The following is a 16879-nucleotide window of genomic DNA, read 5'->3' on the forward strand; positions in this document are numbered from 1 at the left end:
CATTTATGCTGTTATTAAAGGGTGATTTTCCTGCACCATTTAAATAAGCTTCGCCTTTAGCATTAAATTTACTATCTTTTGAGGTAATTTTTCCATCTCCAGTTAAAGTCCATTCTACACTTGCATTTGGTTTTCCGCCTTTAACAGTTACTTTGAAAGTTTCATCGCCTACAAGTTCAGTTTTATCGCTTTGAATTGATAAAGAATATTGATGAATAGGTGTTTTCAATAGGTTTGCAGGAGAATTTACATATGTATCACCTTTTTGAATATATTTGAATGAAGGATTAACTTCTTTGATTGAATAATCATTAATTGCTTTGTAAGTTAAAGTTGCTTCCCCCAGATCATTTGCTTTTACACTTGTCGCAGTAGGAATAAATGCTCCGCTTGAAAGAAGCGTAACATTAGAATCTGGCAATAATCCTTGTATCACAAAACTATAATTTTCTCCATATGTTACTTGTTTTTCGACAGGATTATAAACCCCTTCACCATTATATTTAGGGAATGTTTTTACAGTTGGAGTAAATGTTCTTAAATCATACACAATAGTTTTATTTGAATTTTTACCTACACCTGAAGTAGTAATTTTAATAGGAGTTTTAAATGGAGTTTTTGAAGTTAATAAGGCTTTAGCTTCTCCATTTTGATCAAAGCTTAGTTCTTGATTACTTAATGTGCCATCGCCAGTTAAAGTCCATTCTACTTTTTCATTTGGCTTTCCACCTGTAACTTTAACTTCTGTATTATCTAAAACTAAATTTTTTGTATGTAAGCCGTTTTCATAAGCGTCAAGCTTATCTTTTTGACTATTCATTGCTAAAGAATATTGATAAAGTTTGATATTATCTTTAACTTCAATTTTATTTGCGATACTTTGATTATAAATAGCTGTAATTTCTAAATTTTTTACACTATAATCTTTGATTGCTTCAAATACTACTTTACTCTCGCCTTTTTCATTTGAAGTAGTTTCTTTATTATTGCTAATTCTAATTTTCTTACCGCTATTAATATTTTTAGCAATCCATTCTACTTTGGTATTTGGCATTAATCCCGTAAGTTTAACTTCAAACTCACTTACATAATCAATTGTTCCATTTTCAAATGGAGCATTTGTAACTGGGTGCTTGTGAGTTGGTAAAATCATAGTAGCTTTATAATTTTTAACCTCTAATTCTTTGCTTTTTTCACTCACTAATTCATCATTAGTATTTTTAGCAAAGATTTTTACTTTACCATTATTTTCTAATCCTACGATTTTAACTTTGCTTTCGCCTTTATTATCTGCAATAAGTTGTAATTCTTTAGCAGTAGAGCTTTTATTTTCATTTTCTAAAACAAATAAAGCTTTATCTTCGCCCTCTAATCTCCACTTTACATTAGTTTTATTTGGGCGTAAATTTTTATAAGTAGCAATTGCGATTTCTTTGTTTCCTATAACTTCTTTATCAATACTTAAATCATTATCGTTATTACCAAATACCATAATTTGCACAGGTGCTTTAAACTCAACTCCATTAACACTAGCAATAACTTTAACTTCTTCTTTATCTTTCATAGTATCATCAGCTTTGTATTTGATAATAGCTTCACCATTGTTATCAGTTGTATCTGAAGTATTTGTTTTAATCAGTTCGCCTTTGCCTATTAATCTCCAAACAACTTTTAAATTATTAGCTAAGTTTCCACCTGCTAAAGTGATAAGACTTTCTTCAAATCTTTCTATTTTTTCAGGATCTGCTTTAATTTTAAAATCAAGTTTTATAATTGAAATAGGAAATTTACCACTTGATTCGCCAGCTACTGCATTTAAATCAGTTTTTGGAGTGCAAGAACGAATGATTTGCACATAAACTTTTCCGCTATTGTCTGTAATATAATCAAAACCTTTTTCAAATACTACACAAGAATGAGTTGGTGTAACTCTCATAGGAGTATTTTTTACTACTTCATCAAAGCCATTTTTTAATAATATGCAATGTTTATCATTACCTAAATCCCCACAATAAGAAATATGATACTTATTTGGAGTTGCTCTATATTCAAGAACCATAGAATAATCTCTATCAATAAATTGAGTTCTAGTGCCTTCAATAGTATTACTAATTCCTGCTAGTTTTGGTTCAAATGCTAATTTCATAGCTTTTTCATCAAGTGGTATATTAATGTTTGCACTAATTGAAGTATTCTTTTTAGAACTTTCTGCACTTCTGCTATGACTTAAAGTAAAAGTTAATGCAGGGAATGGAGAATATGAAATTCCTCCTTCATATATTAATGGATTTTTTTCTAAATCATCTACGCTATTTGCTCCAAAAACGCCTACTTTTTCTCCATACCATTTTCCCATTTTTGCAAAAACTGAAACATTAATAAGAGAAGGAAAGGCATATTTTATTTTTGCATCCCAGCCATTTGCAGGGCGTTCTTGCACATAATCTTTATCAAAATCATAGCTATCTATCCAGTTACTCAATCTTTGATAAACATTTGCATTAAATGCGAGTGTATCTACCATAGCTTCAGCACCTAAAGACATTCTTTTATGTCCTCTGCTAAAATCATGATCATAGACTGAGTTTAGTCCTAACATAATATTACCTGAATTATTTAAAGCTGTTGCATTTGGATAATATCTTATACCCCCACCAAAGTGTCCTATGATTCTATCATTAGCAAATTCACCTATACCACTTTGTAAAAAATAAGATATTTTTGGATTATCTTCACTTACAATAGGTAAAAGTGCTTTAGCATTACCACTAAAACCGCTTCTTTCATTGTAATTAAATGAAAAATCTGTATTAATAGAAGTATTTAATGAATCAATAAATTCTTTAGCTAGTTCATTTGCACTTGCATTTAAATAAGAACTTGCCATATTTTTTACAATTTCTTCTTTGCTTTTGCTATCTTCACTATCATAAATAGCACCAGCTGTCTGAATAACTTTCATTACTTTATTTGAAAATTCTTGATCTTCTTTGCTTAAATTATCATCTTTTTTACTATCATTTAAAACTTCTTGTGTTTTTAAATTTTCATTATAATAATTTGCATTTGTAGGGTTTTCAAGATAAACAGTTTCAAAAGGTTTTTTAATAATTTTTTTGTCTTTAAAATTAGTATGAGTGTGTTCTTTGATAACTTCTTTATCATCAAACTCAAGCCACTTAGCTGAAATATATTCTTCTTTATTTGCTAGTTTAGCCCATTTAGTGCCTGTTTCGTTAGTTATAATATTTTCAATATCTAATATTCTATTTTCTCTATAAATTTCTACTTGTTTGCTTTTTACATTTGGTTTTTCTCTTGAGATTATGCGATGAGCTTTTACTTTTGCTTTTCTTATAGTTTGTTCTTGAAAATTTGTATTATCTTCTTCGTTATTAATTTCTTTTAAATTATTATCAAGATTATTTTTTTCTTGAATTAGTTGTTCTTTTTTAGTAATTAATTCATTATTGTTTGAATTATTACTTAATTCTTTATCTATACTTCTGATTTCTTTGTTTATTTTTGCATATTTAGCATAGATTTCTTGCTCACTAAGTTCTTTACTATCTTTTTCTTCTTTTATAATTTCACTAGCTTCATTAACTTGTGTTTCTTGTGATTGAATAGTGTTTGTGTTTTGGGTGCTTGAAGGTAAAATTTCATTATCAGTATTAGCTGATGAAATAATTTTTTTACTTAATATTTCAATCTCACTATCTACATTGTCAAAAATAATACTTGAATGTGTTTGATTTATTAAAGATGAACTTAATAAAAAAGACAACAAGATTTTTCTTAATATCCTTTTTTTTGGATATTTTGTTTTTAAAGATTTTTTATATAGTACTGATTTCATTTTACCCTCTTTAGTTCTTATTAAAATACTTCTTCTTCCGTATTATCTGTTTGAGCAAAATTTTCAACAGAATTATCTTCTTTAGTTGCTTGGTGATCTATATTTTGCTTTTCTTTTTGATGGACAAATTCAAAATTATCAACTATAACTTGAAAACCAGTTCTTTTATTTTGATTTTCATCTTCATAAACTGAAGTAAAAATCCTTCCTTTGCATAAGAATTTATCTCCTTTTTTTAAGTAATTTGCTAAAGCATTTACCCTATTTGTTCCAAAAACAACCAAAGGAATCCAATCTGTGTGTTTTATTTCCTCATTTGCTTTTTTAGTAATAGTCGTAATTGCTAAACTATTTTTTGCTAAAAGTTCTTTTTTTCCTTGAGATACTTCCCAATCTTTACCAAGAAAACCACATAATACTACTTCATTCATTTTTTCATCTCCTTATTTTAATTTTGGCTTATTTTTTTCATCAAAACACATAAACTTACAACCATTTTTATACTCACTACATCCCCACCAATAAGTCCCTTTTGTATTTTTTCTTCTTATTAAATAACCATTTTTACATTCAGGGCAACTATATTGTTTTTCTTTTGATAATTGTGAGAATTGATTCATACTCCCATTTTCTTTTATTTTCAAAATTTCACTATTAACCTCCTTTAATATATTTTGTAAGAAATCTTCTTTTTTTATTGTGCCTTGCTCAATCATTTTTTGTTGCTCAAACCATAAAGCAGTCATATCAGGATATTTAAGAGTTTCAGGTGCTAAAGATATTAAGAGTCTTCCTTTTTTAGTAGATTTAACAACTTGTTTTTTATCTTTACTTACCTCAATATATCCTTGCTCAATTAAATTTTTAATATGAGTTGATCTAGTAGCAGGTGTTCCAATACCTCCATTTTCACCTTTTTTGTCTTTATCTTTTTCAATTAGTAATTTTTTTATTTTTTCATCTTTCACATATTTAGCAACACTATTTAAATCCTTTAATAAAGAATCCATCGTATAATAAGGACGCGGTTTTGTTTGCTTTTTCTCTATTTCAATATCTTTAATTTTACAAGCACTATTATTCTCTATTAGTAAAATGTCTAAATGATTATTAGTATCTTCATTGTCTTTTTCATCACTTTGCTTGAAAAATTTTCTAAAACCCTCACTAATATTTTTGCTTTGAGAAGTGCCAAATACACTCTTATCATAAGTTTGTATCTCAAGATTTGTAACTTCATATTCTCTTGGTTTAAAAAACTGAATCACAAATCTTTTTGCTATTAAAATATAGATATTCTTTTCTTCTTCTTTTAAAAGCCCACAATCAAAATTGTTTTGAGTTGGTATTATTCCATAGTGAGCGGAAATATTTTTGTCATTAAAAGCTTTGCTTTTAATGCTTAAATCACTCTTTTCAAGCAATAAACTTAAATCACTATCATTATTTTTTATATTTAATTTAATAGAATTTAAAATATTTGGAGCTTGTTCAAACATTGTTTCAGGTAAGTATTGACAATCTGATCTATTGTAAGTTATGGCTTTATATTTTTCTCTTAAATTTTGAGTGATTTCTAATGTTTTATCAGGTGAATAGCCATATAATTTAGCACACTCTGCTTGCAAAATTAAAAGGCTATAAGGCAAAGGGGGATATTCTTTCTTTTTTTCTTTAAAAACACTAATTAACCCCGTTTTATTAATGTTGATTTCTTTTATTTGTTTAGCAATATTTTCATCGATAATCTTTTCTTCTGTTTTTAATCTTGCATTAAATACTTTTCCATTTATTTCAAATTTTCCTAGCAATGAATAATAATCTATGCTTTTAAAATTTTCATATTCATTATCTCTTGCTGTTATAAGCCCTAAAATTGGAGTCTGAACTCTTCCTAAAGTAAGAACTTCTCTAAAACCACTTTTTTGCTGTGCTACACTTGTATAAGCTCTTGTAAGATTAATACCTACAATCCAATCAGCCTGACTTCTTGCAAATCCTCTTTCACTCATTCCTTTAAATTGAGAATTCGGCTTCATTTTAGAAATTTCAACTTTAACTGCTTTTGGAGTTAAATCATTAATTAAAACTCTAAAAACAGGTTTTTTTGTTTTTGAATACTGAATAATTTCATCAATAAGAATTTGACCCTCATCATCTGCATCACCGCAATGAACAATACTATCTACTTGATCATTTTTAATCAATTTGCAGATAATTTCTAATTGTTTTTTGCTATTATTTATAGGAATATATTTAAATTCTTTAATGTCCAAAGGCAAATCATTTAAATTCCACAACTTCCATTTTTCATTATAAAATTCAGGTGTTGCTAATCTCAATATATGACCAAAAGCCCAAGTAATTAAATTATCGCCTTTTTGAATATAACCTTCAAATTTCTTAACATTACCATCTAAGCCTTCTGCAATTGCTCTACCAAGTTCAGGTTTTTCCGCTATAAACAATCTCATCTTTTACCTTTTATCTTTATTTGTTTTACACCCTTGTAATAAGGGTGTAAAATTTATCTTTCGATATCTTTTTCTTTGCTTGGAGCTTGAGTTTCTTGCTCTATTGTTTGTTCTTTAGAAAAACCATCTTGTTGTTTTGCTTTTTGCTCTTTCATTTCAGCTTCATTTTTTATTTCAAAACCAGTACTTGAAACAATCGCTAAATAGCCATCACCTTTTTCAAATTTAGTTTTTTCTAGAGCAAATTTAATATCATCATTTGAAAGTTTAATATTTGTGTCAAGATAAAAACTTTTACTACCATCTTGATTTTGAAATTCACTAATTCCAATTCCTTCAATTAAAGCTTTTCCAGCCTCTCTTTTATCGTTGATTGTGTGATAAAATCTTTTAGTTTCTTCATTCCAGTTATTATTGATAAAAATATGATTATCTCTATTTTTTCTTTCAACTGCATCTGTTGGAACTAAAACAATATTATGAGATTCTTTATCTCTATTTACGAAATAATTTTTCCATTCATTATTTACTTTAAAAGAAGCTGTTACAGCTCCTTTATCCATTCCAGCAACTTTTCCAGCCTCTTCTATCACATCAACTAAAGCAGTAGCAATTTGTCTTTGCTTGATCTCACCTGTTTGAGTGTCTTTATAGTTTAATGCGTTATTTACATCAACCATAAGTCTTGGATTATTTCCATTTGATAACTTTACGAATGCCATTTTTTTCTCCTTAATAAAAATTTTTATGTTTTGTTTTTTGGTTTTTGGTTTGGGAATTTAAAAAAAATATATATAATTACATGTTCATTCACCTCCTTGTAGTGTGATATGAATGCCATTCTCATCTTTATTAAGAATGGTTTTGTTTTTTGGGAAGCTCAAAGTTAAGCTTTTGTCTTTATTTTCTTTTATAATGATAGAGCTTAACTTTTGGGCGTTTTGGGTTATTTTTTTATAATCTTCGTATTTTAAGTATACGATGAAAGAAAAAACTCCAAAAGAAAACCCAAATAAAACAAAAAACATCAATGAAACAATCATAGTTTGTTTGATATTTTTAGTTAGCTTCGAAAAAATTTTAGAAAAATCTAAAATTGCATTTTTTTCTTTTTCTAAAAACACTTTTAAAGTTTGATCATATGTTTGTAAGCTATCACTTAATCTAGCTTCGGTTTTTGACCTAAAATCCTTTAAATCATCATTACTTACTTTTAAAGCACTATTTAATGATTCAAGAAATGTATTATCAAAATTAACTAAAGAATTATCAAGTGCAGTTTTTAGTTCCATTGCTTTTTGACTAAAATCTTCTATTTCTAATTTTGAAAAAGATGAGTTCAAACTATCAAGTTCTGTTTTAATCAAAAGCGTTTTATTGATTACTTCCAATTCTTCTTGACTTGGGGGATTTTTAAAATACGAAATTAGAGAATCAATATTTATTTTAAGTTTATAAAAATTTTGCTCTAAATCTTTAAAAATTCCTTCTTTGGTATTCTCATCAAGAACATTATTTAAGCCTATATTGATAGTATTATTAATGATTTCTAAGATTTTTATCTGCTCATCAATAATTTCTTGATAGTTGCAAATTTTTACTTCATCAAATAAAGAATTATTCATATCTTCTTGATCTATTTGCTCATCAAGTAAGCTTTGATTTTCTTCAGTCATTTTTTATCCAACATTTTTTATTAATAAAAATCTTTTTATAAAAAACCCATTTCCACTTAAAACCTACTCTCTCGCGATGTTTCTCTCTTAAATTATCAGGAAGTAAGTTATATTCTTGTTCAGAAATTTCTTTTAATTCATAACCTCTTTTCCAACTGACATCCTCTATAAAATTTTTAGAGCATATATACTCAAAACCTTGATAATCAGTATAAGAACTAGATTGCAATAGGTAACAAGATTGCGATAATTGTGGATTTATTCTATATCCATAATGCTCTATTTCTTCACATGATCCATCATCACATACTCTTTCCACCCATAAAAGTTTTTTTTCTACTCTTTTATTAAGTTCTTCCAAAGAACATTCACCATCTAAATGAGCTAAAATATCATTCTTATATTTAAGCATTTCAGTATCACTATTATCCACAGGGCAAAGGTTTAAAAAAGCTTTTCTAGCATTAATTGTTTCCCAAGGTTTTTTAAACTTAATTGCAAAATATCTTGCAATCGCTGCATTACATTCAGGTGGTTTAATAGGCGAAGCTAAACAAAGCATAGCTTCACAAGCATATCTAGTATCCCCACTTAAATAATCCAATTTTATAGCTTTTAAATTTGAGAACATAAACATAGCTAAAATTATTGATATCAATTTTATTTTCATTTTTTATTCTCCTTTTTTTTAATTTTTTTGGCTTCTTGTATCATTTTCTTTTCTACAATTTCATCTTGATTAATGGTTTTAATCACGGTTGGTTTAATCTCATTATTATCAAATAAAGAATTACTCATTTATCTCTCCATCTTTTGCATGAAAAAAAAGCATATTGATGGTATTTTTATCTCCCTTAATAATGCTTATAGGCTGTAAGATCATTTCTGCTTCAACACCATTTTTTTTAAAATACTCTTCATATTCTTGAATGATATTTTTTTCGCCTATTAAGATAATTCTTTTTGCATTATGAGCCAAAAGAAAAGTTTTTACTATTTGCTCATTAGTGAGCAAGCCTTCTTTATTTTTTGTAAGCTCTATTTGATAAATCCAGTCCATATTGCTTAACTTTGAATCTTTAGGAACAAATCTATATTTTTCCTCCAATAAAGAATTATTCAAGGTTAGCTTTGAACCGCCTTCAAGTTTTTTAGGTTTTGGTGCAGAACTTGCACATCCTATAAAAATTACACTTGCTAATAAAAGCAAACTAAGCGTTTTTTTCATTATTTTCTCCTGTTGTTGGTATTTGTATGCGACACTCTCCTCTTTGAAAAGCTCCTTTTAAGATATGTTCTTTAGGTATGCCTTTAATTTTTGCCAAAGTTGGAGAGACTTGTTTAAACTTATCAATAAAATATGGATCGTTATAATAAAAAGCTTTTTTGCATAAAATAGGCTTTCCATTATCTATAGTAATAAGCTCATCTTCAAAAGACATTTCTCGAAGTTCTTGTGGAAGCATTAATGCCCTACTTGCTTCACTATAACTTGTAGATCCACCACTTGCCCCTACACTTCTTGATCTTGTTTTAAATGTAGTATTACCAAGTATTCTACTAATCTCCTCTGCATCTTCTTGCTCTCTTGGGGTATAAAAAATTTGACAAGCATGGTTAGTCAAAAGAGTTTTTGCTCCATCATCCCCATATCCATCAGGGGCAGGTGCTTTAAGTTGAGATTTTGATTGATAAATCATCAAAGAACGCATTAAATAACCTGCCATAAAACTTACTGCTGAAAGATATATAGGAATTTTTCTAGGTGCTGTAAATTCATCCATAAGCATTAAACAAGTATATTTAATTTGTGGATTTTGTTCAGGAAGTTCTTTTGTATTCAAAAGAATTAACTGCGACCAAAAAATATTCAATATAAATTTTGCATTAGTTAATTGATCAGGGGTTATACCTATATAAATAGTCATTTTCTTTTTGCGTAAATCTCTCAAATCAAAATCACTAGTTTGAGTAGAAAGTTTTAATACTTCTGCTTCAAAAGGAGTTAAAGGCTCGTTAAAAGAAGACATAACTCCTGATTTTGTATTATCACTTGAAATACTAAAATAAGTTTCTAACCTTCTTTTTGTGATATCTGAAAGCAGATCATCACAATTTGATAAGTACTTATAAGTATTATCAAATCCATTTATTTTTTTACCCTCATATTCAAAAGTAAAACCTTTTGAAAGTTGTAATATTCCAAAAAAACTAAATTCTGTTTTTAAGTTAAATGTTTCTAAAAAAAGTTTCCCATCTTCTTTTAAATTTAAATCTTTCCACAAATAACAAAGTCCTATAAATAGGTTTTGTGCAAGACCATTAAAGAATTGAGTTGTAGAATCTCCTTCTTTTGGATAAATGATATTTGCTAAATCCATTAGCTGACTATCACAATTATCACTATCACTCATATCAATATAAGTTAAAGGGTTGTAACGATGAGTTCTTTTTGAAAATGGATTAAAAAGAAAAACATCTTGACCCAAAACTTCTTTTCTATATTTACTTGTAAAATCAAAACATTCTTGTTTTATATCCTGAACAACAGCACTCTCTTTCCAGTCCATTAAATTTGGTATTACAATACCAACCCCTTTACCACTTCTTGTTGGAGCTCCCAAAGCCACAAACTGAGGCCCTTTAAATCTTAAAAATTTTCCCTTATATTTTCCAATGATTATTCCATTGTCTGAAAATAATTTCATTTTTTTAATTTCTGCTAAATTTGCAAATCTTGCCTCGCCAAATTGAGTTTTTTTGCTTTTAGCTATTAATGCTAAAAGCGTTAAAACAATAACACTAAAACCAAACATACCAAAGAAAGAAATATAAGCTTTTGGGTAAGCATTTATTAATGCCTCAAAAGTGAATTTAAGATTGTAAAATCCAAGAATTCTTTTTAAGCTTACATCATTAAGATAAAACATCACAAAAGGACTTAAAAAATAAGCTATTAATAGTGAAAAAATACTTATAAAAACAAGCATTACAATCTTATCTTTCATTTTCTATTCCTTTTATTTTTGTAGAAAAGCTTTCTAATTTTTGTTTAAAATAATTAGAATTTTTTTCTTGTTTTAAAGATTTTTCTTCATAATAAGCTTTAACTTTTGGATTTTTAAATTCCATTCTCTTATTAAGATTTCTATCAGAATAAAAAGTTATAATAATTTCATCAGAGGGGGATAGTGGCGGAATGAGACCCTCCCCTTTGATCTTATCAGTAGCAACCCTAAAACGAACACCTTCTTTATTTTCCCATTCATATACTTTACCATCTTTGTTTTGATCTTCAAGGAATGGTTCTTTAAAGACTTTCAAATATTCTCTTATAGAGTTACCAAGATTAAAAGCTCTTCAATCTTTATTTCTCCTTCGCTTTCTTTTGCTAAATGTAATTTGATATGTTCAGCACCTCTTCCTTTGTCTCTTTTTGTGTTATGCCAACCCTTAACATAATGGACAACATAATCAATGATTGCCTCTTCAATAATCTCTAATTCTGTATTAATTGGAGTTGAGTTTTTATCGTTAAAATTCACATTATAAATTCCTCTTTTTTCTTTATTTGCCATTTTTCATCTCTTTAAAATATATTTGACTAATATGTCTTTTTCCATTATGAGCTCTAATATGGACAACTACATCAATAAGATTTTTAAGCATATCTTGTATTTTTTCAAAAGGTATTTTTTGACCTTGAGTATTTTGTAAAGTCATCAAAGCCAAACGCTCGAATGTTTCAGAAGTGCTTCCTGCATGGCAACTTGTAATGCTACCACCATGCCCACTAGAAAGAACATTGATAAAATCATAAGTTTCAGCACCTCTAAGCTCTGCCAATAAGATTCTATCAGGCTTCATTCTAAGACACGATTTTAAAAGAGTTGCAGAATTTAAAAAATCTTCATTTTTAGCTTCACTAGGATAAAAAAGTTGTACAAAATTTTTATGCTCATAAAATTTTATTTCTTCAACATCTTCTATAGTTATAATTCTTTGTTCTTTGGGAATAAAATCAATTAAAGTTTTCATAAAAGTTGTTTTACCGCTTCCTGTACCTCCTGCTATAATGATATTTTTTTCATACTCTACTGCTTTACAAATAAAATCTTTAAAATTTTTAGCTTCATAAAGCTTTTTCAACTCCTCATCCAAAGGATTTGTTATAAAATGATCAGTTTTTATTTCTTCAAAAAGACCACTTTTAACATGATCTTGTATTAAAAATCTTTTCTCACTTGGTTTTCTAATTGTAATTGAAATATGCTCTTTTTTAGTCGCTGGCGGAATTACTACCTGAACCCTTTCACCTCCATGTAATATACAAGAAAGGATAGGGCGTGATTCATCTATCTTATCTTCTTTAAAAGAAGCTAAAGAAGTAGCAAACGATTTAGAAGCTTCATAATCTAATTTACTTGTTTCTTCTTGCCATTTTCCATCATTAGTTTGTATGAAAATATTTTCTTTGCCGTTGTAGCATATTTCAGTTACGCTGGAATTAGCCAAATGCTTTCCAAAAAAATCATTAGCTAATTTTTCTAGGGTTCTTGAATTACTCATTAAAAGCCCTTTCTTTTTAATTGATAAACCTTAGAAAAATCAATATCTTTATTAACATATACACCTACTAAATCACCATGATTTTTATAAAGAGTTGGTTGGATATTAATCATTTTTTCTAAAGCAGTATTAGCTATTTCACGAGAAGTTTCTCTTGAATTTTCCGTATAATCAACGCTATTTTCTTTTTTATTAATAACTTGATTAGCTAAAATATTTAAAGAATCATCAATTATTGATAATAAAATAGCTGAACCAAAGCGTTTCATATAATGATGATCTACCCATCCTTGTATTCCACTTGCTCCAAGCTCATCAGTTGCACCTGAATAAACTGGTATAATAATATTATTAGGCGTTCTTATTTCTTGCCAAATAACAAAAAGCCTATCCATACCATCATTTAATTGTCCTGAACTAAAACTTCCTGTAATGGTGCTTCCTTTTTCAATTAAAAGAACATTGCCATTTGAAGAATAAACATCATTTGAAACAATACAAGCAATACCCCCTTTAATAGTGCTAACTAAACGAGTTTTTAAAGAACAACCTATATAAGTTCCTTTGGATAATAATAAATTTGGATCAAACTGACTAACACTAGCACTAGTTGGGGTAAAAACATCGCCGATAAAATCATTTGATCCATTAGATAATAAAGCATTGTCTCCTTGCATAGGTTTAGAATTAAAAATATTATTTGAGCTTTCTTGTGTATTGTTTTCTTGTGCATTAAAAGCCCCACCATCACTACTACTTACCACAACTAACCCTGCACCTTTTACTATTCTTGGTTGTAAAGGTTTTGAGATAAGCTCGAAAGGATTTTCTTTTGGAGTTACTTCAACGGGTTTTTCCTGTTCTCTTTCTTTCAATAACTCTTCAAAACTCTTTGTTTCTTCTTTAACAGGTTCTTCTTTTTGAGGTAAAATAAAATCTTTTAATTTCACACTACTAGCAATGTCTTTATTAACTTCTTTTGCTTGTGTATTTGCAGTATCATCACTACTACCAATAAAAGATTTTGCAAAGATATATGCAAAAATCAATAATATAAATACACAAGCAATAAAGAATACATAGATTTGAATTTTTTTAACATTAACGCTTTGTGCTTGCAACTCACTTTGTAAATCCATATCTTTTAATTCTTGTTTTTCTTGATTACTCATTGCTCATTTCCTAATAAAGATTGTTCTAGTAAAAGTGTTTTACTTGGATCGTTTATTACTCTTTGTATATTTTCATTAGAGGTTTCTCTAGTTTTATCTAAAGGATTTTTTCCATAGCCATTATTAAAAATTCCAACAACCTTATCTCCACTTCTTAGTAGAATTTGTTTTGCAATTTTTTGAACTACTAAAACATCATATTTTCCATCTTTTTTAATGTGAGTATTTAAGATCATTTCTTTGCCGTTTTCATATAAAAATACACTCGGAAATGTTTTTGTGTTATCAAAACCTAAGTAAGTAAAAACACCATCATCATAAGCATAATTTGGTGCTATATCTTCACTTCCTTTATTCGCTTTCATTAAAAAATCCCAGTTTCTAGGAACTATATTTTTATCAAGCTCTTCTCTTACAATTTTCTTTTCTAGCTCTTTTTTTATTTTATTCTCTTGTTTTAAGATTTTATCAGCGTGGCTAAAAGACAATTTATAAGTTGCTTGCTTGCTATCATTAGTTAGCAATAAATCAAAAATATAAGTTTTTAAATTAGTGGTAACAATTAAATTTGTTTTCCAGTCTTTTGGATTTGGATCAACAATCATCTCTTTTTGCTGACCTTGATTATAAGGATCATTTTCTACAAAAAGTCTAGTTTTATAAGCTTTTGGTTTAATAAATAAAAGATTTTTTTTCTCTATTAAATCCCAACCTTCAGAAAATCCTGTAGCGGTATTTATAATGAATTCATCATCGCTAAATTCAATCATACTTACAAAACCATTTCTAGCTACCATTTTAAAAACATCTTTAGAGTTATACTCAGCATGTGCTACGCGTTGATCGTATTCTGATTTTTGCGGTTCATTTAATGCAAAAACAGGTAAAGCCAAAAATGAAAAAGAAAGGGCTAGGCTAATATTTTTTATCATCTTATTTCCTCATCAACTCTATAGTTAGTAACCTTAAAGCCAAGAGGGTTTAAAATTCTATTTTCTTCACTTGTTTTTGCTAGTAAAAAATCATACGCTAAGGTTATAACTTTGGTTGATTGCTGTGTGCTTTTTGTTACAGAATCTTTTTTAGTAATTAATGCTCTTATAGTAGAGGTTTTTACTCCATTGCTATTTCCAAGAACAATACTTAAAATCTTAACGCTTACTTCAACATTATCTTTATAAATTTGATCTAAAGCATTATCACCAGCATAGATAGCTCTATACTCATTTGCAACATTTTCATCACTCATTAATTGAGTAAGAACATAATCTTGATTTAAAAACTTATAATAATAACTTTCTCTAGCTTTTATATATTGAGAGATAAAGTATTTGTCTAAAGCTTCAATAGAGTTAATTTGCTCTTCTTGTAAGCTAGTAATAATATCCACCATACCAGTAGTATTATCCACTCTAATCACATAAGGTTCAGTGGTTTTTAATGGTGTTAAGAAAATTACAGCAATTACAGCAATAATTGATATTGCCATACTTATAAATGCAACTAACCAAGCTCTTTGATTTGATTTTTCAATCAAATATCTTACACTTGCTTCAAAATTCAAAGCATTAGAATTAATTTCATTTTGGTTTTTCAATTTTATGTTTAAAAGAAGTTAGTATAATTATCCTAAGGCTGATTAACCAAAGGGTTCCCAGCCTTTGATTAATCAAATCTTGCCTTAGAAATGAGGTGAATTAATTTGAATAATCATATTCTAGTAATTATTATACTACTATGTATAATAATAGTCAAGGCTTATTAGCTTTGATTTCCCCTTTTTTAAAGGGGATACTAGAAATCCTTTGGCTTGATACTAACTTTCTTTATCTCCTTTCTTTAAAATTTGTTTTTTTTAAATTAATTTGGTTTTAAATTACCTGTAAAACCCATAGCTAAACCTCTAAAACCATCTATTTTACGGACTTGGAATGTAAGCTCAAAATTGAGCTTACATTGGAAATACCCTATTTCTCGCAATTCATTTAAAATATCTCTAATAGATTTTAAAACACTACTCATTTTTCAAGCTCCTTATTTTTACTTGCTATATGATTGAATTTGTTTAGTTTTTCTTGAAAATATGCTTTGCTTTTGTTTTCTTGTGATATAATACTTTCAACAGAGTTGTGAAAATCGAGGTCGTTAAACTCTCGGTGAGAATGACCCCGCTCACCCCTCTCTGTTTTGCTATGAGCAGTTAATAATCTGTGTCCTTTTCCAAAATCTCTTTCGCCATATTTAAGAATGTTTCCATCATTTGCCTTAACACTCCAATCATACCCTTGTTGTCGTGGATTATATTTAGCTTCTACATTCTTAGCCACCTTAGGAAAAGACAACATCTCTTGCGTAGTAACCATTCCTCTTAAATTTGGATTATCCAAATGTTTTTTAATTTCTTTATCCATAAAGTCTTTATCTACTTTAATATCTCCTATATTGCTTTTAACCCTTGTATGTGTTTTATCTTCTTTTAACACTTTATACATTTGAGAACTTTCTTTTTTGCTTTGTCTATCCCAAGCAATATCTTTAAGATGAGTGATTTTTTGCTTGATTACATCAATAGTTGCTTCTAGTTGTTTAACATCATTTTCTAAAGATAAGATTTCTTGTTGCAATTCTTTATCACTCATCTTGTTGCTTATTTTTCTCATTTTTCAAGCTCCTTATTTTTACTTGCTATATGATTGAAATTTTTTAGTTTTTCTTGAAAATATGCTTTGCTTTTGTTTTCTTGTGATATAATTTTTTTGGTAGTTGCTGAATGTGCATTAGCACCAGATAATTTTTGATTATTACCGCCCAGCTCGGCAGGTCTCGAGGTGTGAAGGGAGTGGACGGCTTCACCAGTAACTACTTGTTCTTTTTTGGCTAATCTTTTAAAATTTCTATTTGATGATATATTAGCGTGGAAAATTGTATTAGTTCCATCATCATTTCTAATACCAATATCACCAATTTTTTGCTTTGTATCTTGTAAATGTTTGACTGCTATAAAGTCTTTTTCATTTTTAGGTCTAGGATTTTTAATGATTAGTTCAGGCTCTTTAACGACTTCTTTAATTGTCTTTGCAACTTCTTGCATATCCTTAAACATTTCAGGATGATTTGCATATAGTTTTT

18 protein-coding genes are annotated in these 16879 nt (G+C 28.3%); all 18 read right to left on the reverse strand.

Going from position 1 to position 16879, the window contains the following annotated elements; genetic code table 11:
* Positions 1–3859, reverse strand: a 3859-nt coding sequence (locus L8W64_RS08105) for an inverse autotransporter beta domain-containing protein (protein ID WP_263673425.1), incomplete at its 3' end; no start/stop codon positions are given.
* A gap of 20 nt (positions 3860–3879) precedes the next feature.
* Positions 3880–4290, reverse strand: a complete 411-nt coding sequence (locus tag L8W64_RS08110) for a single-stranded DNA-binding protein (RefSeq protein ID WP_257911284.1) — start codon at positions 4288–4290, stop codon at positions 3880–3882.
* Positions 4291–4302: 12 nt separating this feature from the next.
* A complete protein-coding gene (locus L8W64_RS08115) occupies positions 4303–6333 on the reverse strand; it encodes a DNA topoisomerase 3 (RefSeq protein ID WP_263673427.1) in 2031 nt (676 codons plus the stop codon).
* A 53-nt stretch (positions 6334–6386) separates the two neighbouring features.
* A complete protein-coding gene (locus L8W64_RS08120; protein WP_263673428.1) occupies positions 6387–7055 on the reverse strand; it encodes a hypothetical protein in 669 nt (222 codons plus the stop codon).
* A gap of 84 nt (positions 7056–7139) precedes the next feature.
* Entirely contained in the window at positions 7140–8009 is an 870-nt protein-coding gene (locus L8W64_RS08125) for a hypothetical protein (RefSeq protein WP_263673430.1), read from the reverse strand.
* Complete coding sequence (locus tag L8W64_RS08130) at positions 8002–8679, reverse strand: TrbM/KikA/MpfK family conjugal transfer protein (RefSeq protein WP_263659905.1); 678 nt, start codon at positions 8677–8679, stop codon at positions 8002–8004. The genes L8W64_RS08125 and L8W64_RS08130 overlap by 8 nt, the downstream gene beginning before the upstream one ends.
* Positions 8676–8807 carry a hypothetical protein gene (locus L8W64_RS08135; protein WP_256378939.1) on the reverse strand — a complete coding sequence of 44 codons (132 nt, stop codon included), beginning with the start codon at positions 8805–8807 and terminating at the stop codon, positions 8676–8678. Before L8W64_RS08135 ends, L8W64_RS08130 begins: the two co-directional genes overlap by 4 nt.
* Positions 8800–9237 (reverse strand): cag pathogenicity island Cag12 family protein, encoded by a 438-nt coding sequence (locus tag L8W64_RS08140; protein WP_012662271.1) that lies wholly within the window; start codon positions 9235–9237, stop codon positions 8800–8802. The genes L8W64_RS08135 and L8W64_RS08140 overlap by 8 nt, the downstream gene beginning before the upstream one ends.
* Positions 9221–11017 carry a type IV secretory system conjugative DNA transfer family protein gene (locus L8W64_RS08145; RefSeq protein ID WP_173777042.1) on the reverse strand — a complete coding sequence of 599 codons (1797 nt, stop codon included), beginning with the start codon at positions 11015–11017 and terminating at the stop codon, positions 9221–9223. Before L8W64_RS08145 ends, L8W64_RS08140 begins: the two co-directional genes overlap by 17 nt.
* The gene (locus L8W64_RS08150) at positions 11007–11333 is read right to left on the reverse strand and encodes a hypothetical protein (RefSeq protein WP_263673433.1); all 327 of its coding nucleotides are present in this window, start codon (positions 11331–11333) and stop codon (positions 11007–11009) included. The genes L8W64_RS08145 and L8W64_RS08150 overlap by 11 nt, the downstream gene beginning before the upstream one ends.
* Positions 11334–11341: 8 nt before the next feature.
* The gene (locus L8W64_RS08155) at positions 11342–11587 is read right to left on the reverse strand and encodes a hypothetical protein (protein WP_263673435.1); all 246 of its coding nucleotides are present in this window, start codon (positions 11585–11587) and stop codon (positions 11342–11344) included.
* On the reverse strand, positions 11577–12578 hold the full coding sequence (gene virB11 / locus L8W64_RS08160; protein ID WP_173777040.1) for a P-type DNA transfer ATPase VirB11: 1002 nt from the start codon (positions 12576–12578) through the stop codon (positions 11577–11579). The genes L8W64_RS08155 and virB11 overlap by 11 nt, the downstream gene beginning before the upstream one ends.
* A complete protein-coding gene (gene virB10 / locus L8W64_RS08165) occupies positions 12578–13750 on the reverse strand; it encodes a type IV secretion system protein VirB10 (RefSeq protein WP_263673439.1) in 1173 nt (390 codons plus the stop codon). The genes virB11 and virB10 overlap by 1 nt, the downstream gene beginning before the upstream one ends.
* Positions 13747–14682 carry a P-type conjugative transfer protein VirB9 gene (gene virB9, locus L8W64_RS08170; RefSeq protein WP_263673441.1) on the reverse strand — a complete coding sequence of 312 codons (936 nt, stop codon included), beginning with the start codon at positions 14680–14682 and terminating at the stop codon, positions 13747–13749. The genes virB10 and virB9 overlap by 4 nt, the downstream gene beginning before the upstream one ends.
* Positions 14679–15347: a virB8 family protein gene (locus L8W64_RS08175; RefSeq protein WP_263673442.1), complete on the reverse strand. Its 669-nt coding sequence runs from the start codon at positions 15345–15347 to the stop codon at positions 14679–14681. The genes virB9 and L8W64_RS08175 overlap by 4 nt, the downstream gene beginning before the upstream one ends.
* A 263-nt stretch (positions 15348–15610) precedes the next feature.
* Complete coding sequence (locus L8W64_RS08180) at positions 15611–15772, reverse strand: Rha family transcriptional regulator (RefSeq protein WP_263659909.1); 162 nt, start codon at positions 15770–15772, stop codon at positions 15611–15613.
* Entirely contained in the window at positions 15769–16389 is a 621-nt protein-coding gene (locus L8W64_RS08185; RefSeq protein ID WP_263673444.1) for a hypothetical protein, read from the reverse strand. The genes L8W64_RS08180 and L8W64_RS08185 overlap by 4 nt, the downstream gene beginning before the upstream one ends.
* A 17-nt stretch (positions 16390–16406) precedes the next feature.
* Positions 16407–16879: hypothetical protein (locus L8W64_RS08190; protein ID WP_263673443.1), on the reverse strand; the 473-nt coding region annotated here is incomplete at its 5' end.

It is taken from the genome of Campylobacter sp. IFREMER_LSEM_CL1097 (assembly GCF_025772225.1).
Lineage (GTDB): Bacteria > Campylobacterota > Campylobacteria > Campylobacterales > Campylobacteraceae > Campylobacter_D > Campylobacter_D lari_D.